Origin of the sequence: Bradyrhizobium sp. Y36, assembly GCF_002531575.1 — a bacterium.
Lineage (GTDB): Bacteria > Pseudomonadota > Alphaproteobacteria > Rhizobiales > Xanthobacteraceae > Bradyrhizobium.
This window is the reverse complement of the sequence record NZ_NWTI01000006.1, coordinates 279,681-303,053: the sequence shown is the minus strand read 5'-3', so window position 1 is coordinate 303,053 and position 23,373 is coordinate 279,681. Positions and strand designations below refer to the sequence as shown.

Genomic DNA, 23,373 nt, shown 5'->3' with positions numbered 1-23,373 from the left:
CCATGATCTCAAAGTTCTTCATCGAGCGGCCGGTCCTCTCGAACGTCATCGCGCTCTTGATGATCCTGATCGGCGGCGTCGCGCTGTTCAATCTCGCCATCGCGCAATATCCCGACGTGGTGCCGCCGACCGTGCAGGTCACCACGCGCTACCCCGGCGCCAGCGCCAAGACCGTGATCGACACGGTTGCCTTGCCGATCGAACAACAGGTCAACGGCGTCGAGGACATGCTCTACATGCAGTCCTACAGCGGCTCCGACGGCACCTATACGCTGACCGTGACCTTCAAGATCGGCACCGACCTCAACTTCGCGCAGGTGCTGGTGCAGAACCGCGTCTCCAGCGCGCTGTCGCAATTGCCGCAAGCCGTGCAGAACCAGGGCGTCACCGTGCAGAAGCGGTCGACCTCGATCCTGCTGTTCGTGACGCTGACCTCGCCGGACTCGCGATACGACAGCCTTTATTTGAGCAACTACGCCACCATCAACATCCGCGACGAGCTCTCGCGCCTGCCCGGCGTCGGCAACGTCACCGTGTTCGGCGCCGGCCAGTATTCGATGCGGGTCTGGCTCGATCCGAACAAGCTGCAGGTTCGCGGTCTGGTGCCGCAGGACGTCATCAACGCGATCCAGCAGCAGAGCCAGCAGGTCTCCGCCGGCCAGGTCGGCGCGCCGCCGACGCCGCCGGGCCAGGCGTTCCAGTACACGCTCAACGTCAACGGACGGCTCGACGACACCAGCCAGTTCGAGAGCATCATCGTCAAGTCGGGCAGCAGCGGCGACGTCACGCGGGTGCGCGACGTCGGCTGGGTCGAGCTCGGCGCCCAGACCTACAGCCAGATCTTCTCGCTCAACAAGCAGCCGGCCGTCGGCATCGGCGTGTTCCAGTCGCCGGGCGCCAACGCACTCCAGGTCGAGAAAGCCGTCGAGAAGAAGATGGCCGAGCTCGCCAAGCGCTTCCCGGAAGGCGTCAAATACGACACGCCGTTCGACACCACCAAGTTCGTGGAAGCCTCGGTGCACGAGGTCTACATGACGCTGATCGAGGCCGGTCTCCTCGTGCTGGTCGTGATCCTGGTCTTCCTGCAGGACTGGCGGGCGATGCTGGTGCCGGCAACGACCGTGCCCGTCACCATCATCGGCGCCTTTGCCGCGATGGCGGCACTCGGATTCACCATCAACATGTCGACCCTGTTCGCGATCGTGCTCGCGATCGGCATCGTGGTCGACGACGCCATCGTGGTGGTGGAAGGGGCCGCCCACAATATCGAGCGGGGCATGAACGGTCACGACGCCGCGATCAGGGCGATGGACCAGCTGTTCGCACCGATCGTCGGCATCACCCTGGTGCTGATCTCGGTGTTCTTGCCGGCCTCGTTCCTCGCAGGGCTCACCGGCCGCATCTACTCGCAATTCGCGCTGGTGATCGCGGCGACCGCGCTGCTCTCCGCCATCAACGCGGCGACGCTGAAGCCGACGCAATGCGCGCTGTGGCTGCGGCCGACGGTGCCGCCGGCGCAACGCAACTTCTTCTACCGCGGCTTCAACGCGGTCTATGACCGCGTCGAGCGCGGCTACACCAGGCTGATCACGTTCCTCGTCAAGCATGCCACCATCTCGGTCGCGTTCGCGCTGCTGGTCATTGGCGCCAGCGGCTACGGCCTGTCGCGTGTGCCGACCGGCTTCCTGCCGATCGAGGACCAGGGCTACCTGATCGCCGCCGTGCAGCTGCCCGACGGCGCCGCGCTGGAGCGGACGCAAGCCGTGCTCGAGAGGGCGAGCGGGCTGATCAAGGACACGCCAGGCGTGGCGCAGGTCATCACCATCGCCGGCATCTCCGCACTCGACAACAGCGCCAGCCTTGCCAATGCCGGCGTCGCCTACATCATCCTGAAGGACTGGGACGCGCGGAAAGGGCCCGGCGAGGATCTGCGCTCGCTGGTCTATGGGCTCAACGACAAGCTCGCGACCATCATGGAGGCGCGCACGCTGGTGCTGCCGCCGCCGCCGATCCAGGGCATCGGCAACGCCGCCGGCTTCTCGATGCAGGTCGAGCTGCGCGACGGCAACAGCGACTTCGCCAAGCTGCAGGCCATCACCGGGGCGATGGTCAGCAACGCCCAGAGCCAGAGCGCGCTGCAACGCGTGCAATCCTCGTTCCGCTCCTCGGTGCCGCAATTCAACGTCGAGATCGACCGCGTCAAGACCCAGACACTGCACGTCACCACCGACCAGGTGTTCTCGGCATTGTCGACCTATCTCGGCTCGTCCTTCGTCAACCAGTTCAACAAGTTCGGCCGCGTATTCCAGGTCTACACCCAGGCCGATCCGGCGTTCCGCGTCACCGAGAGCGACATCGCCAACATGCAGGTGCGCAATTCGAACGGCGACATGATCCCGATCGGCACCGTTGCCACGATCACGCCGGCCACCGGCCCGTCGCTGATCAGCCTCTACAATCTCTATCCGTCCTCGACCGTGATCGGCCTGCCGGCACAGGGCTATTCCTCCGGCCAGTCGCTGAAGCTGATGGAGGAGATCGCGGACAAGACGCTGCCGCCCGGCACCGGCTATGAATGGACCGCGATGTCGTATCAGGAAAAGGCGGTCTCGAACCAGATCTACTGGGTGTTCGGGCTTGCCATGCTGCTGGTCTATCTCGTGCTCGCCGGCCAGTACGAGAGCTGGTACGCGCCGATCTCGGTGCTCCTCGCCGTGCCGCTGTCGCTGCTCGGGCCGATGCTGATCCTCTCCGGCCTGAAGATCGACAACAACCTCTATTGCCAGATCGGCCTCATCCTGCTGATCGCGCTGTCGGCCAAGAACGCCATCCTGATCGTCGAGGTCGGGCTCGAGCTGCACGGCCGCGACGGCAAGCCGGTGCTGGAGGCCGCGATCGAGGCGGCACGCGCCCGCTTCCGCCCGATCCTGATGACCTCGTTCGCCTTCATCCTCGGCGTGGTGCCGCTGGTGCTCGCCACCGGCGCCGGCGCCAGCGCCCGCAAGTCGATCGGCATCACGGTGTTCTCGGGCATGCTGGCCTCGACCTGCCTCGCGGTGCTGTTCGTCCCCGCCTTCTTCGTCGTGGTGCAGCGGTTCGAGAACTGGCGGGCGAGCAAGAAGACGGTGAAGGTCCAACCCGCCGTCGAGGCGAAGTAAGCGACGGCTGCCGGTCAAGGCCGTCATTGCGAGGAGCCCTTGCGACGAAGCAATCCAGATTGCCGCAGCGGAGACAGCCCGGATTGCTTCCGCCTTCGCCGAGGCTTCGGCGGACAAGTCGCTGCGCTCGCAATGACGGCGGAGAGACCGTCGCCCTAGCCCTTCTCCGCCGGAGCCTGCCTGGCCTCGCCGCTCGACACCAGCAGCACCGAGACCTTCGACTGCCTGAGCACGGCATCGGCGACGCCGCCGAAGGAGAGATGATCGGCCTGGATGCGGTCGACGCCCATGACGACGAGATCGACGTCGGTGGTGTCGATCTCGCGCAGGATCGCGGCTTCCGGCGCCCGGTTCACCCGCAGCGTGGTGGTGATGTCGACGTCGTAGCGGGCGGCAAGATCGCTGGCGTCCTTGAGGATGCCGTCCTCCTGACTGAGACCACGGGAGGCGCCGCGCTGCGCGCCCTTGTCGCGCGTGGTCGCGACATAGATCACCCGGAGCGAGCCTGACCCGGCTTGCGCCAGCGCGACCGCGACTTCGGCGCCGCGCTTGGAGATGCCGCTGCCGGAGACCGGAACAAGGATGTTGAGGGCGTCTGGGTTCGGCTGCTTCAGGTGCTTCCCCTTGGCCGCGACCACCGCGAGCGGTCCTTCGAACTCCGCGGCGATGTCCTCGATCTTGCGATTGAAGCGGTCCTTCGTGGCGGCGACCTTGTCGATGCCGACGACCAGCAGGTCAAAACCCTTGCGCGCCTCGTCAGCGATGGTTTCGACAAGCTCCGCGCGCCGCGCCCGGGTGACGACGTCGACGCTGCCGGTGTCTTCTTCCTTTTTGGCCGCGACCGCTTCAGCCGCCTTCTTCACCACGGCTTCGTGGCTCTCCTCGGCGTCGCGGCTCTTCTCCTGCTCTTTTGCGCTCTTGCCGATATGCAGCACGGTGATCGGCAGGCCGCGCATGCCGGCGATCAGGCCCGCGAGGTGGGCGGCGAAGGTGGCATTGACGCTTTCGTCCACCGCCAACAACGGGCGTTCGAGATTGGCGACGAAGCCGCGCTTCTCGAATTCCTCCCGCTCCAGCCGCTCCTTCTCCTCCTGGTTCATCGGCAGCCGCGCCAACGCGGCGCGCAGCATCGGCGGCATCGCCATCGTGGTCACGATCGCCATGGTGACGATCATCGTGAACAGATTCTGGCTGAGCACACCGATGGACAGGCCGATGGACGCGATGATCACCTCGGTCGAGCCGCGCGCGTTCATGCCGCTGGCGAGCGCCAGCGATTCCCGCGTGCTGAGGCCGCCCAGCGTGCCGCCGACGAAGGCGCCGCCGAACTTGCCGACGCTGGCGATCACGACCAGGAGGCCGGTGAGCATCAAGAGATTGGGATCGCGCAGCACCGAGAGATCGGCGGCAAGCCCTGCAAGGCCGAAGAACACCGGCATGAAGAAGCTTGAGATCAGCCCGCGCAGGCGCTCGTCGATCTGCCGCGTCAGGATCGGCGATTCCCCGACCAGGATGCCGGCGACGAAGGCGCCGAGCACCGTGTGCACGCCGATCATGTGCGTGATCATCGCCATCGCGCACATCAGCAGCAGGATGACGGTGATGACCGCCGCGGCGCTGACGAGGTTGTCGTTGGCCCAGCGGATCAGCTGGAACACCAGCCGGCGGCCGATCGTGAAACTGACGGCGAGGAAGGCGAGCGTGCCCAGCACGGATTTCGCCACCGAGACGAGGTCCAGCGTCCCTTGCGAGGCCAGGCTGAAGATGACGGCGATGATGATCCAGCCGATGGTGTCGTCGATCACGGCGGTCGCGACGATGATCTGGCCGACATCGCGCCGCATGAAATTCATCTCGCGCACGACCACGGCGACGATCTTCACGGACGAGATCGACAGCGCCGTGCCCATGAACAGCGAGGCCACCAGGCGCGCTTGCGGGTTCGGCAGCAGCGCATCCGGCAGGAACTCGCCGAGCGCAAAGCCGCAGGCGAAGGGGACGAGGATGCCGGCGATCGAGATCGTGATGGCGGCCTTGCCGACTTTCCTGACCAGCTTGAGGTCGGTCTCCATGCCCGTCAGCAACAGCAGCAGCAGGATGCCCACCTGCGCGATTCCGTCGATCATCGCCTTCTGCTCGGGCGCTTTCGGGAAGATCGCGGCTTGCGCCTCCGGCCAGAGCCAGCCGAACAGCGACGGCCCGAGGATGATGCCGGCCAGCAGCTCGCCGATCACGGAGGGCTGGCCGATCCGCTGCATGATCTCGCCAAGACCCCGACCAACCGCAATCAGCAGCACGATCTGCGCCACCAGCAGGAATTCGGACGGGCCGGCCGCCTTGCCGGTTTCAGCGCCGGCCGCGATGGTCGTGAGCACGAGCGCCGCGAGGGCGAGCCCAGCCGGCCGGAGCAGACGCCATGGCATGCAGTGATGTCCCCCTTGCCCCGATGCCGGGGATACCTGGTCTAGAACCCGCGGAGAGTGGAACTGGTTCCAACAGCGGGCTGTCGGCCATGAGTGCAAAAGTGCGAAAACAACCCCATGCACAGTAGGGATGTGTTTGAAAAGGCTTGGGAGTTTTTTGGCCGTCCGAGCCGATTTGCGTTGTCGGGCAAATCAGTGGTGGAGTGGCATCATAGTGGATGTGGGGCGACCACCGCCCATCCGCCGCCATTGCGAGCGCAGCCAAGCGATCACGGGCGCGACAACCGACCTCTCTCCGTCATTCCGGGGCGCGCCGACAAGCGCGAGCCCGGAATCCATCGGGCGGCAGTTGCTGCGGCTACATGGATTCCGGGTTCGTCGCTGCGCGACGCCCCGGAATGACGCGTGAAGAGAGCCGGGTCTGCTGCAGCGTTGCACGTCTGCAGCGCGTCCGGGACACGGACTGCTCACACCGGCTGCGGCGTCCGGATCTCGCGGGGCAGGATGATGGCGGCGGCGATCGCGAGCAGGCAGAGCGCGGCAAAGGCGTGCAGCATGGTGACGAAGCCGCCCTGCTCGTAGAGCCAGGCGACGAGACCTACCGAGGCGCCGGCCGCGGTGAAGCCGATGAAGTAGCGCACCGCATAGGCACGCGAGCGCCATTCCTCGCTGGTGTACTTCCCGACCATGGCGTCGTTCACGGTGACCTGTCCGAACGCGCCCATGACGATGCCGATCGAGACCAGGATCAGCGGCAGATTGTTCAGGCTCGCGGCCAGATACAGGAACGGCGCCAGCATGAAGGACAGCGGCAGCGCCACCGTCTTCAGCGAGTAGCGATCGAGCAGCCGGCCGATGGTGTACTGCGTCATCGCACCGAACACGTAGACGCAGGCGGCGATGACCCCGAGCAGCGCCGGGCTTTTGGTCAGATCGGCGAGCCGCTCCGCAAACAATTTTGGCAGCGCGACGGTGACGGCGTTGAACGTGGTCGAGATCGCGATCACCACGATCAGCAGCGACAGCACCACGCGCCACATGTCCTGCTTGGCGACGCGCGCCTGCGCCGCCGCCTGCTTGGCGCCCTTGCGGTCCTCGTGCACGACCAGCATCGCAAAGGCGATGCCGATCAGGATCGTGACCACGCCGGGAACGATGAAGGCGAAACGCCAGCCGAGATATTGGCCGATCACGCCTGTCACGAGCGCCGAGGAGGCAACGCCGAGATTGCCCCAGACGCCGTTGATGCCCATCTCGCGGCCGAGCCGCTCGGCATAGGACACGATCATCGCGGTGCCGACGGGATGGTAGATCGAGGCGAAGATGCCGATCGAAAGCAAGGCGGCGCCGAGCTGCGCCGGGGTCTGGACGAGGCCGACCGAGATCATGGACGCCCCGATGCCGACGAAGAAGATCAGCATCATGTGGCGGCGGCTCCAGCGGTCCCCGAGCCAGCCGGTGAGCAGCGAGCCGGCGCCGAACGCCACAAAGCCGGGCGTCGCGTAAGGCAGCAGTTCCGAATAGGCCATGCCGAGCGCCGGGCCCATGATGATGACGGCGGCAGCGAAGATCAGCATCGCATAATGGTCGATGAAATGGCCTGCGTTGACGAAACTGATCACCCGGCTGGGGCTGTTCATTTCCCGAATCCTCTCCTGCTCGAAAATGAGTTATATGTCCTCCCCATGACGGGATGCTGCCAATGACTGTCTTGGAAACGCCAATACTGCGGGAGGTCCGCAGCAACCACCGCTCGCCGGCGGGCGTGCATCTGGTGGCGCGCGACTATCCCAAGGGCATGCGGATCGATCCGCACCTGCACCGCGAGGCGCAGCTGATCTATGCGGCGAAGGGCACGATGCAGGTGACGACGCCCGGGGGCCGCTGGCTGGTGCCGCCGGACCGCGCGGTGTGGGTACCGGCCGGGCTCGAGCACGCGCTCGACCTGCTCGCCGATATCGAGATGCGCACGCTGTATTTCGACCTGTCGTGGCTCAAGCGCGAGCAACGCTATGAAGGGCTGACCAGGGAGTTCGTGGTGCGGGTCTCGCCGCTGCTCAACCAGGCGATCCTCGCGCTGTTCGACGCTGGCAATACCGAGGAACGCACCGAGCTGCTGGTGCGCCTCGTGATGCTGGAGTTGCACCAGGCCGAGGATTCCGCGACCTTCGTGCCGCTGCCGCACGAGCCGCGCTGCCGCCGCGCCGCGCTGATCGTGCTCGACGATCCCACCGGCTTGCACGATATCGACACGCTGGCGCGCGAGGTCGGAACCTCGGCGCGGACGCTGTCGCGGCTGTTCTCGAGCGAAACGCAGCTCAGCTTCAAGAGCTGGTGCCAGCGCGCGCGGATCGCGGCCGCGATCCAGCGGCTGTTCACGGATGCCAATGTCTCGGTGAAGCAGCTGGCGACCCAGCTCGGCTACGCCAGCGTGCCGGCGTTCTCGGCCGCGTTCCGGCAGGTGACAGGGCGGACGCCGACGGAGTTTGCTACACATGCGGTGTCATCGCCCGGCTTGACCGGGCGATCCAGTACTCCGAGACGGCTCGGCTAGAATCGAGAAGCTGCGGCGTACTGGATGCCCCGGTCAAGCCGGGGCATGACAGCGAGTGTGTGGCTTAACCCCATCAGGCATGCCGGCATTCTCCAAACGCACGGCCCGACTAAAGTTGCCGCATTCCTCCGCTTGATTGTGATCGGTATCCGCCCAGATTCCGTGTAAGCTTCCGCAACGCACAAACCTGCTACGAAAGTCCCGATGGCCAACGCCTTCTTCTCCGACCTGCTCGCCACCATCTCCGAGCGCGGCCGCACGCTGCTTCGTCGCGGCGATACCGCCGACACCAGACCGGATGCCGATGGACTGATCGAGCTCTGCGACGCGCTGCTGTCGGGCCGGGGCGAAGCATCGGGCATCGCCATCGCACGCGAGGTGCTCGACATCTACCGGGAGCTGGATGCGGCGGGACGCCGCGCCTTCTTCGACGGCCTGGTGCGCGATTTCGGCCCCGACCGGGAGCGTCTGTCCAAGGCCATCGAGACATGGCGCGCGGCACCCAGCGACGAGGACGCGAGCTCCTTGCATTTCGCCTCGGAGCCGCGGCGGCAGGAGCTGATCCGCCGGCTCAACCGCGCGCCCGGCGGCACCGCCGAGCTCGTCAACATGCGCGCCGATCTGCTCGGCATGATGAACGGGCACACCGAGCTCGCCGCGCTCGATCGCGACATCTCGCATCTTCTTTCTTCGTGGTTCAACAGGGGGTTCCTCGTGCTGCGCAGGATCGACTGGTCGACGCCGGCCAACATCCTCGAAAAGATCATCCGTTATGAGGCCGTGCACGAGATCTCCGACTGGGACGATCTGCGCCGCCGCATCGATCCGGTCGACCGCCGCTGCTACGCCTTCTTCCACCCCGCAATGGTCGACGAGCCCCTGATCTTCGTCGAGGTGGCGCTGACCGAGACGATCCCGGGCGCGATCGCCCCGCTGCTTGCGGTCGATCGCCAGCATCTGCCGATCGAGAAGGCGCGCACCGCCGTGTTCTATTCGATCTCCAACACCCAGCGCGGACTCGGCGGCATCTCCTTCGGCAGCTTCCTGATCAAGCAGGTGGTGGAAGAGCTGCGCCGCGAGTTGCCGAAGCTCGATACATTCGTGACGCTGTCGCCGGTGCCGGGCTTCATGGCCTGGGTGAAGCAGGACAAGGACCTGCCGCTGTCGGACGAGGATCGCGAGACGCTGAAGCGCCTCGACGATCCCAGATGGTTCGAGAGCCCCGAAACGACCGCCCTGCTTCGCGGCGTGATCGAGCCGCTGGCGGCGCACTATTTCCTCAAGGCGCGCACGCCGAAGGGCAAGCTGATCGATTCCGTCGCCCGCTTCCATCTCGGCAACGGCGCAAGGCTCGAGCGCATCAACTGGCTCGGCGACCTCTCGCCGAAGGGATTGCGCGAATCCGCCGGCGTGATGGTCAACTACCTCTACCGCCTCGACGACATTGAGAAGAATCACGAGGCCTACGCCAATGACGGCGAGGTCGTGGCCTCGAGTGCGGTGAAGAAGCTGCTGAAGGGCGAGGGACGGCGGCTGCTGGATATGCGGTTGTCGTAGCGACGACCGCATAGACGAACACGCGCGGATTGGCGGTGACGCCGTGGCGCTCGGCGAGCAGTGACGAGGAAAGGAACTGCCGCGCTTACTGCTTGTCCCTGAAATACGGCTCCACCGGCCCATGCACCTTGATGGTCAGCGGATTGCCGTGGCGGTCCTTGGCGTTGCCGGCGGTGACGCGGACCCAGCCTTCGCTGATGCAGTACTCCTCGACGTTGGTCTTCTCGATGCCCTTGAAGCGGATGCCGACGTCGCGCGCCAGGATGTCCGCGTTGTAATAGGGGCTGTTCGGATCGACCGACAGGCGGTCGGGAAATTCGTCGCTCATGATTGTCTCGCTCACAACAGTGTTTCGATTTGGTTGCGCAATGCTTCGGGCCGCGCGGTCGGCGCGTAGCGCGCGATCACGCGGCCCGCACGGTCCACCAGGAATTTGGTGAAATTCCATTTGATGGAGGCGCCGAGAAGCCCGGATTGCTGCCGCTTCAGGTACTCATACAGGGGATGCGCATTGGCGCCGTTGACGTCGATCTTCTCGAACAGCGGAAAGGTGACGTCGTAGTTCGTGGAGCAGAACGCCTGGATCTCGTCCGCCCTGCCCGGCTCCTGCGCGCCGAACTGGTTGCAGGGAAAACCGAGCACCGCGAAGCCGCGCGGCGAGAGATCGCGATGCAGGTCCTCCAGGCCGCGATATTGCGGCGTGAAGCCGCATTTGCTCGCGGTGTTGACGATCAGCAGCACCTGCCCTTCGAAACGGCGCAGGGCGACCTCTTCGCCGGCAAGCGAGTTGGCCTTGAAGTCGTAGATGGCGGTCATCGTCAGCCCACTGGATCGATCGGCGACGGCGGCACGCCGCCGGCCTCGATCGCCTCGCCTGCGAGCAGGCACAGATCCTCGCGATAGCGGCCGGAGACGATGTGCACGCCGACTGGCGCCTTGCCGACGAGGCCGGTGGAGACCACGAGGCCCGGCAGCCCCATGAAGGGAATGGCGATCTGCGGCAGCTGTGCTTCCCAGACCCGCTTGAACGACGCCTCGTCCTTGCGGTCGAGATGATCCGGGAACGGCAGCTCGCCGGACACCGGGGTCAGCAGCACCGCATATTTTTCGAAGAACAGCATCCAGTCGCGGGTCAGCGTGGCACGGCGGGTCAACGCCTTGGCGTAATTGGCCTGGTCCATCGGCGTGACCCTGCCCCGGTTGCCGCGCAGGCAGGCGAGCGCGCCGGGATCGCCTTCACGCTCGGCCATCTCCAGCTGGGCCTCATAGCCGTCGCCGAGCCAGAGCTTGATCTGCCACTCGACCGCTTCGCGCATCGACGGCGTGTTCTCGATCGTCTCGACCGTCCAGCCGGCACGCTCGAGCCGCTTGCCGGCATCGATCACCGCCGCCTTCACTTCAGGCGTGGTGGCAAGGCCATCCGGATTGAGGCAGAGCGCGGCGCGCTTGTCCCGTGCGGGGCCTTCGAGCGGCACGGGTACGAACCAGGGATCGCGGATGTCGCGGGCCGACATCGCGGCGAGCGAAATCCTGATGTCGTTGACGGTGCGCGCCAGCGGGCCCGACACCGCCATGATCTGCGGCCCGATCGGGCGCTCCGGCAGCGCAGGGTTGAAGGCGGGGATGCGGCCGAGCGTCGGGCGCAGGCCGTGCACGCCGCAGGCATAGGCGGGATAGCGGATCGAGCCGGCGATGTCGGTGCCATGGGCGATATGGCCGATGCCGGCCGCGACCGCCGAACCGGCGCCGCCGGAGGAGCCGCCCGGGGTCAGCGAAGCATCGCGCGGATTCTTGGTGTCGCCATGGACGAGGTTGGTGGTGAACCAGCGATAGGAGAAGGCCGGGCAGTTGGTGCGCCCAAGGAGAATGGCGCCGGCTTTGCGGAAGTTGGCGACCACCGGATTGTCCTCGCGCGCGATCAGATCGCGCTGCAGCTTCAGGCCGTTGGTGGTGGCAAAGCCCTCCTGGTCGACATTGGCCTTGATGGTGACGGGCACGCCGGCGAGCACGCCGGGGTCCTCGCCCCTGGCGATGGCGGCATCGACGGCGTCGGCCTGCTTGAGCACGTCGTCCGGCCGGTGGTCGATCACCGCATTGAGCTGGGGATTGACGGCATCGAGCCGGGCGAGTCCGGCCTTGGCGGCCTCCCTGGCGGACACCTTCTTGGACTTGACGAGGATGGCGAGGTCGGCAGCCGACAGGCGCCAGAGATCTTGCATGGCTTGCTCCGTGTAACCGGCGTCTTTTAGCGCCGGGAACGCGGCAAAGCCATGCGGATTTCGCGGGGGTGAAGGGCGGGTTTGGTGACGGGTAGCGCCCGAGCAATCCAGCGTGCCTACTCGGAAACAGTCTGGATTGCCTGGTCGCACCAGCTCCTCGCAATGAGGGGGAGAGAGCTGGGCTAATGCCGCGTCGCGGACGGGTCCGGGATGTCCAGCAATGCCTCGGTGAAGGGAAACTCGAGCACGATCTCGCCTTCGGTGTCGGTCACCTCGATCACGGCGTCCAACAAGGCGCGCTGGGTGCCCTCGGATTTCACGACCTCGAGGATCATCTGGCGGGCAACCTCCCAAGCGCGATCGGGATTGCGCAGGTCTTCGCCGTCAGGATCCACGATCAATTCGTCGCCGATGCGGGTGTTGAAGAAATATCTGGGCATGCCTGATCCAATGGGGTCGCCTGTAGCCGATTGGAAGCCGTTCTATACTCACAACTCGTTTATCCCGACAGGGATCACGACCTATCGGCAGTTTGCCTATGGCATCTTTACGGCCGCAATACGCTCTCTTTGCAGTGCAGCAATTCCGCAGGCCTACTACCTATGTCCGGGAAAATTTCACTGGCGAACTTCTCAGCCGGCATTACTTTATCGAGTGGGCGGATACGTCCGAATTCGCAAAAATGGAGAGCCGAAATGGCATGGAAAGCCCCGAAGATCGTCGAAGTGCCCTGTGGCATGGAAATCAACATGTATGTGAGCGCCACCCGCAAGTAAGCCGGTTGGCAAACTCGCGTTCTGCGCCGGTGGATCTTTCGGTCGCGACTACATTTGCGTCGGCCTGAGATCCACCGCGCGTGTTCCTTCCAGGAGACGGATTATGCTTCGCGTCGTCGTCCTGGGCGCCGCAGCCGGCGGCGGAGTTCCCCAATGGAATTGCGGCTGCGAGGGCTGCCGGGCGGCCCGCAATGGCGGACCTGAGCTGCACCGGACGCAGGCCTCGGTCGCCTTCAGCGGCGACGGCGAGAACTGGTTCCTGATCAACGCCTCCCCTGACCTGCGCCAGCAATTGAATGCCACGCCGCAGCTGCATCCCAAGGCCGGGGCGCTGCGCCATACGCCGATCGCCGGCGTGATCCTCACCAACAGCGAAGTGGATGCGGTGGCGGGCCTGCTGTCGATGCGTGAGAGCTCGCCGTTCACCATCTATGCGCATGAAAAGGTGCTGGCAATTCTTGCCAGCAACAGCATCTTCAACGTGTTGAACGAGAAGCACGTGCGGCGCCAGCCGATCGGAATCAACGAGCCATTCGAGCCGCGCCTCACGGACGGCGCACGCTCCGGACTGGAAGTGCTGCCGTTCGCTGTCTCGGGCAAATCGGCCTGGTATCTGGAAGGCAAGGCGCATCCCGGCGGCGACAGTGGCGACGGCGATACGCTGGGCCTGAAAGTCACCGACAAGTCGACCGGCAAGTATTTCTACTTCATCGCCGCCTGCGCCGACGTGAGCGACGCCCTCAAGGCCGAGATCGACGGCGCTTCGCTCGTGTTCTTCGACGGAACGGTCTGGCAGGACGACGAGATGATCAAAGCCGGCCTCGGCCAGAAGACCGGCAAGAGCATGGGACATGTCGCGATGTCCGGCGAGGACGGCGCGATCGCGCGGCTTGCCGATCTCACACTCGACAGGAAGATATTTCTGCATATCAATAACTCGAACCCGGCGCTGCTGCCTACCTCACACGAGCGCAAGACCGCCGAGGCGGCGGGCTGGCAGATACCGGCGGATGGAACGGAGATCGTGCTGTGAATGCGGCGTCAATGACGGGAATGACTGCGCTCTCGATCGGCAAGGATTTGAAGCTCAATTCGGCCGAGGAGCTCGAGGCGACGCTGCGCCACATCGGCGCGACGCGCTATCACAGCCTGCACCCGTTCCATAAGCTGCTTCACGGCGGCAAGCTGAACAAGGGCCAGGTGCAGGCCTGGGCGCTGAACCGCTACTATTACCAGAGCACGATCCCGATCAAGGACGCAGTGGTGATCTCGCGCTTCCGCGATCGCGCCACGCGCCTGGAATGGCGTCATCGCATCGAGGACCATGACGGCGACGTCGGCAGCGAAGGCGGCATCGAGCGCTGGATCAAGCTGACCGAGGGTCTCGGGCTCGACACCGCTTACGTGGAGTCGACCGAAGGCATCTTGCCGGCGACGCGCTTCGCGGTGGAAGCTTACGTGCATTACTGCCGCGAAAAGAGCCCCCTGGAGGCGATCGCATCCTCGCTCACCGAATTGTTCGCGCCGAACCTGCACGAAGAGCGCATTGCCGGCATGCTGGAGCATTACGACTTCGTCAATCCCGACATCATGAGCTACTTCAAGCGCCGCCTCACGCAGGCGCCGCGCGATGCCGGTTTCGCGCTCGATTACGTCAAGGCGCATGCGACGACGCCGGAGCAGCGCGCGCAGGTGTGCAACGCACTGATCTTCAAGACCAACGTGCTCTGGGTGCAACTGGATGCGCTCCAGCACGCTTATGTCGAGGGCAACATTCCACCGGGTGCGTTCGTGCCCAAGGCGAGTTAAGGACAAGAACGATGGCCGGGCCGCGGAACATCAGCGTCAGCGAGGCGAGCCGCCCCGTGCTGCCGCGGCATGCCAAGCTGAAATATGACGAGACCCGCAAGGTGTGGGTGATCCTGGCGCCGGAACGCGTGCTGGCGCCGGACGAGATCGCGGTCGAGGTCTTGCAGCTCTGCAACGGCGAGCGCAATGTCGGCGACGTCGCCGATCATCTCGCGGCGAAATACGCAGCTCCCCGCGAGGCGATCCTGGCCGACGTCGTCGTCATGTTGCAGGATCTCGCCGACAAAGGCTTTCTCACCGAGATCAGGGAGAAGACGCCATGAGCGACGTGCTCCCGAACATGCCCCTCGAAACCAGCGACAGCCTCGCGGTGCTCGAGAAGCAGCGCTCGACCGCGGAGACCTTCGGCATTCCGCTCGCGGTGCTGCTCGAGATCACGCATCGCTGCCCGCTGCAATGCCCCTATTGCTCCAATCCGGTCGAGCTCGACCGCTCGGGCAAGGAGCTGACCACGGACGAATGGAAGAAGGTGCTGAGCGAGCTCGCCGAGATCGGCGTGCTGCAGGTGCATTTCTCCGGCGGCGAGCCGACGGCGCGCAAGGACCTCGTCGACCTCGTCAAGCATGCCAGCGACGCCGGGCTCTACACCAACCTCATCACCTCGGCGGTGCTGCTGACGCGCGAGAAGCTCAGCGAACTCGCAGACGCCGGCCTCTGCCATGTGCAGATCTCTTTCCAGGGCATCGAGGAAGGCCTCGCCGACCGCGTCGCCGGCTACAAGGGCGGCCACCGCAAGAAGCTCGAGGTGGCGAAATGGACGCGCGAGCTGGATCTGCCGCTCACCGTGAACGCGGTGATGCACCGGCAGAATTTGCACCAGCTTCCCGACATCATCCAGATGTCGCTCGATCTCGACGCCGACCGGCTCGAGGTCGCCAACGTCCAATATTACGGCTGGGCGCTGAAGAACCGCGCCGCGTTGATGCCGACGGTGGCGCAGCTCGACGAGTGCACTGAAATCGTCGAGGAGGCGCGCGAGCGGCTGAAGGGCCGACTGACCATCGACTACGTGGTGCCCGATTATTACGCGCTGCGGCCGAAGAAGTGCATGGGCGGCTGGGGCCGGCAGTTCTTCAACATCTCGCCTGCCGGCAAGGTGCTGCCCTGCCATGCCGCCGAGAGCATCACCGGGCTCGAGTTCGAATCCGTGCGCTCCAACCATTCGATCGCCTGGATCTGGCAGAATTCCGAGGCCTTCAACCGTTATCGCGGCACCGGCTGGATGAAGGAGCCGTGCAAGTCCTGCGAATTCCGCGAGATCGATTTCGGTGGCTGCCGCTGCCAGGCCTTCGCGCTGACCGGCGATGCCGCCAACACCGATCCCGCTTGCGCGCTGTCGCCGCTGCACGAGACCATCTTCAAGCAGGCGGAGGCCGAGGCCGCGGGCGAGACCAACCGCTTCCTCTACCGCAACTTCGCCGGCGGCACCCTGGAATCCGAGAATGGGACCTGACGCCGACGCGGGCACGGCGGCCAAGGAAGCGGTCCGGCGCGCCGATCCCTTTGCGCCGCTGACCTCCGACATGCTCGACGTCGGCGACGGCCACGAGCTCTATGTCGAGAGCGTCGGCCGCAGCGACGGGATCCCCGCGATCTATCTGCACGGCGGGCCCGGCAGCGGCTGCCAGCCCGACCATCGCCGGCTGTTCGACCCCGATCGCTTCTGCGCGGTGCTGTTCGACCAGCGCGGCTGCGGCCGCAGCCGGCCCAAGGGCTCGCGCGAGCACAACACCACGGCGCATCTGATCGCGGACATGGAAAAGATCCGCGAGAAATTCGGCTTCGCGCGCTGGATGGTGGTCGGCGGCTCCTGGGGCGCGACGCTGGCGCTGGCGTACGCGCAGGCGCATCCCGAGCACGTCTCCGGCATTGCGCTGCGCGCGACGTTCCTCGGCACGCGGGCCGAGGTCGAGAGGGCTTTCACGGTGCGCCTGCCGCAATTCTATCCAGCACTCTACGAGGATTTTCTCAGCGTGCTGCCGCCGGAGGAACGGGCCCGCCCGGTTGACGCCTATTATCGCCGCATCCTCGACGCCGATCCGGCCGTGCATGGGCCGGCCTCCCGCGCCTGGCACGACACTGAGCGCGCGCTGTCGGAACACAAGGCGGCCAAGGCGCGGCTCGATCTCGCCTCGCTGAATGTCTGGCGTACGCTGCCAGCCACGCCGTTCATGGAGGCGCATTATTTCGTCAATGACAGCTTCATGAACCAAGACCAGTTGCTGCGGAACGCGGGCCGGCTCGAAGGCATTCCCGGCATGATCGTGCAGGGTCGCTATGACCTGTTGTGTCCTCCCGAGACATCGCACGCGCTCGCGAAACTTTGGCCGGGTTCCGAGCTTCGCATCGTGGAAGAAGCCGGACATTCGCTCTATGATGCCGGCGTGCGCGACGCGGTGATGAAGTCGATCGCCGACCTCGCGTCGAAGGCCGCGCGCTAATGCGCGGAGGAAGGACAGCAACAAAATGCCGCTCGCCGGGAAAGGCATGCTGCTGACGTCGATGAATATCGACGCGGCCCATGAGGCCGATTTCAACCGCTGGTACGATCGCGAGCATCTGGAGGAGCGCGTCGCGATCGACGGGTTTCTCGAAGCGCGGCGCTATGTCGCGCATGCCGCCGATCCCAAATATCTCTCGCTGTACTCGACCGAAACGCTCGACGTGCTCGACAGCCCGCCCTACCGCAAGGCCCTCGCCAACCAGACCGAATGGTCGCGGCGAACCATGGCGCATTTCAAGGACATGCTGCGCGTGGTCGCGCGCATCACGATCAGCATCGGCACCGGACGCGGCGCCGCGCTTGGCCTCGTGCGGCTGCGGCCGACACCGGACAACGCCGGCGCATGGCGTGATGCACTGCAAGAAAAGCTGGTGCCCGGGAATCGCGAAGGCATCATCTCGATGCATCTACTCGAAAGCGAGCCGGAATTGTCGGGCGCAACGGCGGATATTCCGGCAGTGCGCAACGAAGGCGCGCGCGACTGGTTCGTGCTGATCGACGGCACGCATGTCGGCGCGGTCTCGGCTGTCATCGCCGAACGCTTCACCGGCCCCGCTGCGGCACCTCTCCCCCTGCCCGTCTCCGTCGGCACCTACTGTCTGATGTGGGACCTCGCCAAGAGCAATCTCGCGCGGGGCTGAATCGCTCATCTGCAGCGCAGCATATTGCACCGCCGCATGCTCCACGCGGTGCGTTAATGCTGTGCGCGCGTGGCTCCCATGAAAGCGGGGACCTGCGAAACTTTGCCGTTGTACTTGGGAACGGTTCTAATAAGCTAACCCAATGACGTCATTCAGAAACCAGATCGACGCACGTTAAGCGTCCGACAAGCTCAGAAGAGGCCGCGGGGTCTTTGAGCCTGCGCGGACAGGGTAGGAATGAAACCGACCGATATCGCGGCCCCCGACTACTTTCACAAAGTGGTCGATTGCCAATGGGCCTGTCCTGCACACACCCCGGTTCCCGAGTACATCCGACTGATCGCACAAGGCCGCTACAGCGACGCCTACATGATCAATTGGAAATCGAACGTGTTTCCCGGAATTTTGGGACGCACCTGCGATCGTCCATGCGAGCCGGCGTGCCGGCGCGGACGCGTCGAGGAAACTCCGGTTGCGATCTGCCGCTTGAAGCGCGTCGCCGCGGACTTCAAGGACGACATCAGGCAGCGCCTGCCGCGCCCCGCAGCGAAGAACGGCAAGCGCGTCGCCTTCGTCGGTGGCGGCCCGGCCTCGCTGACCGTGGCACGCGATCTGGCGCCGCTCGGCTATCACTGCACCGTGTTCGACGGCGATCCCGAAGCCGGCGGCATGATGCGGACGCAGATCCCGAAATTCCGACTGCCCAATTCGGTGATCGACGAGGAGACCGGCTACATCCTGGGCCTCGGGGTCGAGTTTAGGGGCGGCCACCGCATCGAGAGCATGAAGGCGCTGCTCGCGGAGAAATATGACGCGATCTTCGTCGGCTCCGGCGCGCCGCGCGGCCGCGAGCTCGACATTCCCGGCCGGAAAGAGGCCGCCGCCAACATCCATATCGGCATCGAATGGCTGGCCAACGTGTCGTTCGGGCACACCGACAAGATCGGCAAGCGCGTGATCGTGCTCGGCGGCGGCAACACCGCGATGGATTGCTGCCGCACCGCGCGCCGCCTCGGCGGCGAGAAAGTCACGGTGGTCGTTCGCTCCGGCTTCGAGGAGATGAAGGCTTCGCCCTGGGAGAAGGAGGACGCGATCCACGAGGATATTCCGATCCTCAACTACATGGTGCCGGTTGAATTCAAGCATGTTGCCGGCAAGCTCATCGGCGTCACCTTCCAGCACGTCAAAGCCGAATTTGACGCCAAGGGCCGCCGGAACCTCGTGCCTTCGGGCGATCCCGATCAGACCATTCCCTGCGACGACGTGCTGGTCGCGGTCGGCCAGGAGAATGCCTTCCCCTGGATCGAGCAGGATTGCGGCATCGAGTTCGACAAATGGCACATGCCCAAGGTCGATCCGAAGACATTCGTCTCGACCAATCCGAAGGTCTTCTTCGGCGGCGACGCCGCGTTCGGCCCGAAGAACATCATCTGGGCGGTCGCGCACGGCCATGACGCCGCGCTGTCGATCCACAAGATGCTGTCGGGCGAGGACATCACCGAGCGCCCGCTGCCGGACGTGCAAATCTCCTCGCAGAAAATGGGCATTCACGAATGGAGCTATGACAACGACATCTCCAACGACAAGCGCTTCAAGGTGCCGCATCGCGACAAGGTGATCGCGCTGAAGGACATCCGCACCGAGGTCGAGCTCGGCTACGACGTCAAGCTGGCGCTGGGCGAAGCCGAGCGCTGCCTGAACTGCGACGTCCAGACGGTGTTCTCGACCTCGCTGTGCATCGAGTGCGACGCCTGCGCCGACATCTGCCCGATGGACTGCATCACCTTCACCGCCAACGGCGAGGAAGACGATCTGCGCACGCGCTTGAAAGCGCCCTCGCCGCATCCGGACCAGGATCTCTATGTGTCCAGCGATCTCAAGACCGGCCGCGTCATGGTCAAGGACGAGGATGTCTGCCTGCATTGCGGGCTGTGCGCCGAGCGTTGTCCCACCGGTGCCTGGGACATGCAGAAATACTTCATCGAGATGACTCACGCAGGTTCGACATGTCCGACAAGAAGCCGATCAGCAGCGTAAACGACTTCGTCGTCCGCTTCGCCAACGTCAACGGCTCGGGCTCGGCCAGCGCCAACGAGATGTTCGCGCGCGCCATCCTGCGCCATGGCGTTCCGGTGTCGCCGCGCAACATCTTCCCCTCCAACATCCAGGGCCTGCCGACCTGGTACGAGGTGCGGGTGACCGAAGAGGGCCATCTCGGCGCCCGCGGCGGCGTCGACATGATGGTCGCCATGAACCCGCAGACCTGGGACAAGGACGTCGCCGGCATCGAGCCCGGCGGCTATCTGTTCTACGATTCCACCAAGCCGATGCCGTCGACCAAGTTCCGCGACGACATCACCGTGATCGGCGTGCCGCTGACCGCCATCACCAACTCGACCTACACCGATCCGCGGCAGCGCCAGCTGTTCAAGAACATCATCTATCTCGGCGCGCTCTCGGCGCTGCTCGACATGGACCCGAAGCTGATCGAGCAGCTGATCGGCGAGCAGTACAAGGGCAAGGAGAAGCTGCTCTCCTCCAACGTCCACGCACTGCATCTCGGCCGCGACTGGGCGCTGCAGAATTTGAAATGCCCGCTGGGACTGCGTATCAAGAAGTCCGACAAGGTCGGCGACCGCATCTTCATCGAGGGCAACAGCGCCGCCGCGCTCGGCGCCGTCTATGGCGGCGCCACGGTGTGCGCCTGGTATCCGATCACGCCGTCCTCGTCGGTGGCAGAGGCCTTCACCGCCCACTGCAAGAAGTATCGTCACGACCCTGAAACGGGCAAGGCGAAGTACGCGATCGTGCAGGGCGAGGACGAGTTGGCCTCGATCGGCATCGTCATCGGCGCCTCCTGGAACGGCGCCCGCGCCTTCACCGCGACCTCCGGCCCCGGCATCTCGCTGATGACCGAGTTCATCGGCCTGTCCTATTTCGCCGAGATCCCGGCCGTGATCATGAACATCCAGCGCGCCGGCCCCTCCACGGGCATGCCGACCCGCACCCAGCAATGCGACATCATCGCCTGCGCCTATGCTTCGCACGGCGACACCAAGCATGTGCTGCTGTTTCCGGAAGACCCGGCCGAGGCGTTCGAGTTCGCGGCCGCCGCCTTCGATCTCGCCGAACGTCTGCAGACCACGATCTTCCTGATGCTCGACCTCGACATCGGCATGAACCACCGGCTCTGCCGCCCGCTGAAATGGGACGATGCCAAGCAGTATGACCGGGGCAAGGTGATGACCGCGGAGATGCTGGATCAGGGCCGCGACTTCGGCCGCTATCTCGACGTCGACGGCGACGGCATCCCCTACCGCACCTATCCCGGCACGCATCCGACCAAGGGTTCCTACTTCACCCGCGGCACCTCGCGCGATCGCTATGCGCGCTATTCCGAGGAAGGCTCGGTCTACGCCGACAACATGCAGCGCCTGATGCGCAAGTTCGAGACCGCACAGGACCTGGTGCCGCGGCCGCTGCAGGCCAATGCGGAACGGCCGACCAAATACGGCGTGATCTATTTCGGCTCGACCTCGCCGGCGATGGACGAGGCGATCGGGCTCTTGGAAGCGCGCGGGCATCAGCTCGACCGGATGCGCATCCGCGCCTTCCCGTTCCACTCCAGCGTCGCGAGCTTCCTGGCCGAGCACGACTTCGTCTACGTGGTCGAGCAGAACCGCGACAGCCAGCTTCGCCAGCTGATCGTCAACGAGAACGGCATCGACCCGGTGCGGCTGGTGCCGATCGTGCACTATGACGGCACTCCGATCACTGCCCGCTTCATCGCAAAAGCCATTGGCGACCACCAGGATCACCTCAAGGTGACCCCGCTCCGCAAGGCCGTGTCATGACCTATATTGCCAAGCCGAAATTCCATCATCCGGGCCTCAAGAAGAACGAGCTCGGCTACACGCATCGCGACTACGAGGGCAAGATCTCGACGCTGTGCGCGGGCTGCGGCCACGATTCGATCACGGCCTCGATCATCGAGGCCTGCTATGAGCTCTCGATCGAGCCGCACCGGGTCGCGAAGATCTCCGGCATCGGCTGCTCGTCGAAGACGCCGGACTATTTCCTCGGCAATTCGCACGGCTTCAACTCCGTGCACGGCCGCATGCCATCCGTGCTCACGGGCGCCAACCTCGCCAACCGCGACCTGATCTATCTCGGCGTTTCCGGCGACGGCGATTCCGCCTCAATCGGCTTCGGTCAGTTCGCGCATTCGATCCGGCGCGGCGTCAACATGACCTACATCGTCGAGAACAACGGCGTCTACGGCCTGACCAAGGGGCAGTTCTCGGCGACCGCCGACCGCGGCTCGAAGAGCAAGAAGGGCGTCACCAACACCGACAACGCGATCGACCTCGTCGCCATCGCGCTGCAGCTGGGCGCCACCTTCGTGGCGCGCTCGTTCTCCGGCGACAAGACCCAGCTGGTGCCGCTGATCGCGGCCGCGATCCGCCACAAGGGCGCGTCCTTCATCGACGTCATCAGCCCCTGCATTGCCTTCAACAACCACGCCGGCTCGACCAAGAGCTTCGACTATGTCCGCGAGCACAACGATGCCGTGAACCGGCTCGACGTGCTGGTCGGCCGCGACCCGATCGCGGTGGATTACGCGCCGGGCACGGTGCAGGTTGTCGAGCAGCACGACGGCAGCAAGATCGCGCTGCGCAAGATCGATGCCGACTACGATCCGCATGACCGGCTCGGCGCCCAGACCTTCCTGGCGCGACACGCCGCCAAGGGGCAGATCGTCACCGGGCTTCTCTACGTCGATCCCGAGGCGGAAGATCTGCACGAGCACCTCAACACGGTGGAGACCCCGCTCAACACGCTGGAGGCGGACACGCTGTGCCCGGGCTCGGCGGCGCTGGACAAGCTCAACGCCAGCCTGCGCTGACGGATCGGCCGCGTCGATTCTCTCGCGATGAGCGGGAGGAAAGGTGCTCGGCTTTTGCTGACGCATTCGCAGGGTGGGCAAAGCAATGCGTGCCCACCACCTTTCGCGATCGAGAGACATCGTGGGCACGGCGCGTTGCGCCTTTGCCCACCCTACGGCCGCGCTCTAATGGACAGGCTCGGGCTCCGTCGCGGGACGGGCCGTATAGGCCAGACGGCCGGCCTTCCAATATTGCTTGCAGGTCTCGAGCAGCGTCTCGCCGTCCATGGTCAGGCCGCCGGGACTGACGAGCACGCCCTCCGCGCCGACCGCCTTGTTCATCATCGAGACGATACGCTTCAGCAGGCCGACGTCGAAACGATCGGCGATGAGCGGATCGAGCTTGAGCACGACGACGACCTGACTGCGATACCGCCAGGCCGATATGTCCCGCACGGATCTCCAGGAAATCGTGTCATCGGCGATACGGGTGTCGCGAAGACCGACACGGGTGATGAAGAGGACCGGCTGTCTGGCCGAGACCAGCCGCCAAAGCGTCCTGCAGGTCGCAAAGCCGAACAGCGCGACGCCCACATAGCAGGCCGTGATCTGGAATTCGGAGAGAGTCTTGACGTGAAACCAGTTGAAGGCGACCGCCGCGCTGAGAAGCGTCAGCAGCAGGCCGCCGGCCAGAATCTTCAGGAGCCGCGGCACGGAATAGCCAATCGCAAGGTTGGGCAAGTTCTGACTTACGGACATTTTGACCGCCACCAGTCATCTGCGGCAAC

The 23,373-nt window shown here is 65.0% G+C and carries 20 protein-coding genes; 13 read left to right on the top strand and 7 right to left on the bottom strand.

The genetic code is table 11. The annotated features are described in order from the left end of the window. Positions 1 to 2 precede the first annotated feature (2 nt). A complete protein-coding gene (locus CO669_RS13900; RefSeq protein ID WP_097660362.1) occupies positions 3 to 3,158 on the top strand; it encodes an efflux RND transporter permease subunit in 3,156 nt (1,051 codons plus the stop codon). Positions 3,159 to 3,313: 155 nt separating this feature from the next. Here CO669_RS13900 and CO669_RS13895 read toward each other — a convergent pair whose 3' ends face one another. After that, complete coding sequence (locus CO669_RS13895; protein WP_097660361.1) at positions 3,314 to 5,581, bottom strand: cation:proton antiporter domain-containing protein; 2,268 nt, start codon at positions 5,579 to 5,581, stop codon at positions 3,314 to 3,316. 467 nt (positions 5,582 to 6,048) lie between these two features. Beyond that, positions 6,049 to 7,221, bottom strand: a complete 1,173-nt coding sequence (locus CO669_RS13890; protein WP_097660360.1) for an MFS transporter — start codon at positions 7,219 to 7,221, stop codon at positions 6,049 to 6,051. Positions 7,222 to 7,283: 62 nt separating this feature from the next. Between CO669_RS13890 and CO669_RS13885 the strand changes: the two genes are divergently transcribed. Further along, a complete protein-coding gene (locus CO669_RS13885; RefSeq protein ID WP_198964004.1) occupies positions 7,284 to 8,135 on the top strand; it encodes an AraC family transcriptional regulator in 852 nt (283 codons plus the stop codon). A gap of 204 nt (positions 8,136 to 8,339) precedes the next feature. Beyond that, entirely contained in the window at positions 8,340 to 9,692 is a 1,353-nt protein-coding gene (locus CO669_RS13880) for a malonyl-CoA decarboxylase (RefSeq protein ID WP_097660358.1), read from the top strand. Positions 9,693 to 9,777: 85 nt separating this feature from the next. Here the strand turns inward: CO669_RS13880 and CO669_RS13875 are convergent, their stop codons facing one another. From CO669_RS13875 to CO669_RS13860, 4 genes are all read right to left on the bottom strand, one after another. Next, positions 9,778 to 10,020: a DUF3297 family protein gene (locus CO669_RS13875; RefSeq protein ID WP_198964003.1), complete on the bottom strand. Its 243-nt coding sequence runs from the start codon at positions 10,018 to 10,020 to the stop codon at positions 9,778 to 9,780. Between the two features lie 11 nt (positions 10,021 to 10,031). After that, positions 10,032 to 10,508 carry a glutathione peroxidase gene (locus CO669_RS13870; RefSeq protein WP_097660356.1) on the bottom strand — a complete coding sequence of 159 codons (477 nt, stop codon included), beginning with the start codon at positions 10,506 to 10,508 and terminating at the stop codon, positions 10,032 to 10,034. 2 nt (positions 10,509 to 10,510) lie between these two features. Continuing rightward, complete coding sequence (locus CO669_RS13865; RefSeq protein WP_097660355.1) at positions 10,511 to 11,911, bottom strand: amidase family protein; 1,401 nt, start codon at positions 11,909 to 11,911, stop codon at positions 10,511 to 10,513. Between the two features lie 182 nt (positions 11,912 to 12,093). After that, positions 12,094 to 12,351 carry a DUF6894 family protein gene (locus tag CO669_RS13860; protein WP_097660354.1) on the bottom strand — a complete coding sequence of 86 codons (258 nt, stop codon included), beginning with the start codon at positions 12,349 to 12,351 and terminating at the stop codon, positions 12,094 to 12,096. A gap of 255 nt (positions 12,352 to 12,606) precedes the next feature. Here CO669_RS13860 and pqqA point away from each other — a divergent pair, with 255 nt between their 5' ends. From pqqA to CO669_RS13810, 10 genes are all read left to right on the top strand, one after another. Next, a complete protein-coding gene (gene pqqA, locus CO669_RS13855; RefSeq protein WP_007595659.1) occupies positions 12,607 to 12,687 on the top strand; it encodes a pyrroloquinoline quinone precursor peptide PqqA in 81 nt (26 codons plus the stop codon). Between the two features lie 103 nt (positions 12,688 to 12,790). Beyond that, complete coding sequence (gene pqqB / locus CO669_RS13850; RefSeq protein WP_097660353.1) at positions 12,791 to 13,720, top strand: pyrroloquinoline quinone biosynthesis protein PqqB; 930 nt, start codon at positions 12,791 to 12,793, stop codon at positions 13,718 to 13,720. Continuing rightward, complete coding sequence (gene pqqC, locus CO669_RS13845; RefSeq protein ID WP_097660352.1) at positions 13,717 to 14,496, top strand: pyrroloquinoline-quinone synthase PqqC; 780 nt, start codon at positions 13,717 to 13,719, stop codon at positions 14,494 to 14,496. Before pqqB ends, pqqC begins: the two co-directional genes overlap by 4 nt. Positions 14,497 to 14,507: 11 nt before the next feature. Further along, a complete protein-coding gene (pqqD, locus tag CO669_RS13840; protein WP_097660351.1) occupies positions 14,508 to 14,819 on the top strand; it encodes a pyrroloquinoline quinone biosynthesis peptide chaperone PqqD in 312 nt (103 codons plus the stop codon). Then, complete coding sequence (gene pqqE, locus CO669_RS13835) at positions 14,816 to 16,009, top strand: pyrroloquinoline quinone biosynthesis protein PqqE (protein ID WP_097660350.1); 1,194 nt, start codon at positions 14,816 to 14,818, stop codon at positions 16,007 to 16,009. Before pqqD ends, pqqE begins: the two co-directional genes overlap by 4 nt. Beyond that, positions 15,999 to 16,997 (top strand): prolyl aminopeptidase, encoded by a 999-nt coding sequence (gene pip, locus CO669_RS13830; protein WP_097660349.1) that lies wholly within the window; start codon positions 15,999 to 16,001, stop codon positions 16,995 to 16,997. The genes pqqE and pip overlap by 11 nt, the downstream gene beginning before the upstream one ends. A gap of 25 nt (positions 16,998 to 17,022) precedes the next feature. Continuing rightward, positions 17,023 to 17,700 (top strand): DUF4286 family protein, encoded by a 678-nt coding sequence (locus tag CO669_RS13825; RefSeq protein ID WP_097660348.1) that lies wholly within the window; start codon positions 17,023 to 17,025, stop codon positions 17,698 to 17,700. 237 nt (positions 17,701 to 17,937) lie between these two features. Then, positions 17,938 to 19,737: an FAD-dependent oxidoreductase gene (locus CO669_RS13820; protein ID WP_097660347.1), complete on the top strand. Its 1,800-nt coding sequence runs from the start codon at positions 17,938 to 17,940 to the stop codon at positions 19,735 to 19,737. After that, positions 19,707 to 21,554 (top strand): 2-oxoacid:acceptor oxidoreductase subunit alpha, encoded by a 1,848-nt coding sequence (locus CO669_RS13815; RefSeq protein WP_198964002.1) that lies wholly within the window; start codon positions 19,707 to 19,709, stop codon positions 21,552 to 21,554. The genes CO669_RS13820 and CO669_RS13815 overlap by 31 nt, the downstream gene beginning before the upstream one ends. Continuing rightward, positions 21,551 to 22,606, top strand: a complete 1,056-nt coding sequence (locus CO669_RS13810; protein WP_097660345.1) for a 2-oxoacid:ferredoxin oxidoreductase subunit beta — start codon at positions 21,551 to 21,553, stop codon at positions 22,604 to 22,606. Before CO669_RS13815 ends, CO669_RS13810 begins: the two co-directional genes overlap by 4 nt. 165 nt (positions 22,607 to 22,771) lie before the next feature. Here the strand turns inward: CO669_RS13810 and CO669_RS13805 are convergent, their stop codons facing one another. Then, the gene (locus CO669_RS13805; RefSeq protein ID WP_097660344.1) at positions 22,772 to 23,344 is read right to left on the bottom strand and encodes an STM3941 family protein; all 573 of its coding nucleotides are present in this window, start codon (positions 23,342 to 23,344) and stop codon (positions 22,772 to 22,774) included. Between the last annotated feature and the right edge of the window lie 29 nt (positions 23,345 to 23,373).

Bases quoted from the DNA above. Each gene is read 5' to 3' on its own strand.
- CO669_RS13900 (WP_097660362.1), top strand. From the start codon at position 3: ATGATCTCAAAGTTCTTCATCGAGCGGCCGGTCCTCTCGAACGTCATC.
- pqqA (WP_007595659.1), top strand. From the start codon at position 12,607: ATGGCATGGAAAGCCCCGAAGATCGTCGAAGTGCCCTGTGGCATGGAA.
- CO669_RS13880 (WP_097660358.1), top strand. From the start codon at position 8,340: ATGGCCAACGCCTTCTTCTCCGACCTGCTCGCCACCATCTCCGAGCGC.
- CO669_RS13885 (WP_198964004.1), top strand. From the start codon at position 7,284: ATGACTGTCTTGGAAACGCCAATACTGCGGGAGGTCCGCAGCAACCAC.
- CO669_RS13820 (WP_097660347.1), top strand. From the start codon at position 17,938: ATGAAACCGACCGATATCGCGGCCCCCGACTACTTTCACAAAGTGGTC.
- CO669_RS13860 (WP_097660354.1), bottom strand. From the start codon at position 12,351: ATGCCCAGATATTTCTTCAACACCCGCATCGGCGACGAATTGATCGTG.
- CO669_RS13895 (WP_097660361.1), bottom strand. From the start codon at position 5,581: ATGCCATGGCGTCTGCTCCGGCCGGCTGGGCTCGCCCTCGCGGCGCTC.
- CO669_RS13825 (WP_097660348.1), top strand. From the start codon at position 17,023: ATGCCGCTCGCCGGGAAAGGCATGCTGCTGACGTCGATGAATATCGAC.
- CO669_RS13870 (WP_097660356.1), bottom strand. From the start codon at position 10,508: ATGACCGCCATCTACGACTTCAAGGCCAACTCGCTTGCCGGCGAAGAG.
- CO669_RS13815 (WP_198964002.1), top strand. From the start codon at position 19,707: ATGTCCGACAAGAAGCCGATCAGCAGCGTAAACGACTTCGTCGTCCGC.
- CO669_RS13890 (WP_097660360.1), bottom strand. From the start codon at position 7,221: ATGAACAGCCCCAGCCGGGTGATCAGTTTCGTCAACGCAGGCCATTTC.
- pqqD (WP_097660351.1), top strand. From the start codon at position 14,508: ATGGCCGGGCCGCGGAACATCAGCGTCAGCGAGGCGAGCCGCCCCGTG.
- CO669_RS13875 (WP_198964003.1), bottom strand. From the start codon at position 10,020: ATGAGCGACGAATTTCCCGACCGCCTGTCGGTCGATCCGAACAGCCCC.
- pqqE (WP_097660350.1), top strand. From the start codon at position 14,816: ATGAGCGACGTGCTCCCGAACATGCCCCTCGAAACCAGCGACAGCCTC.
- CO669_RS13865 (WP_097660355.1), bottom strand. From the start codon at position 11,911: ATGCAAGATCTCTGGCGCCTGTCGGCTGCCGACCTCGCCATCCTCGTC.
- pip (WP_097660349.1), top strand. From the start codon at position 15,999: ATGGGACCTGACGCCGACGCGGGCACGGCGGCCAAGGAAGCGGTCCGG.
- CO669_RS13805 (WP_097660344.1), bottom strand. From the start codon at position 23,344: ATGTCCGTAAGTCAGAACTTGCCCAACCTTGCGATTGGCTATTCCGTG.
- pqqB (WP_097660353.1), top strand. From the start codon at position 12,791: ATGCTTCGCGTCGTCGTCCTGGGCGCCGCAGCCGGCGGCGGAGTTCCC.
- CO669_RS13810 (WP_097660345.1), top strand. From the start codon at position 21,551: ATGACCTATATTGCCAAGCCGAAATTCCATCATCCGGGCCTCAAGAAG.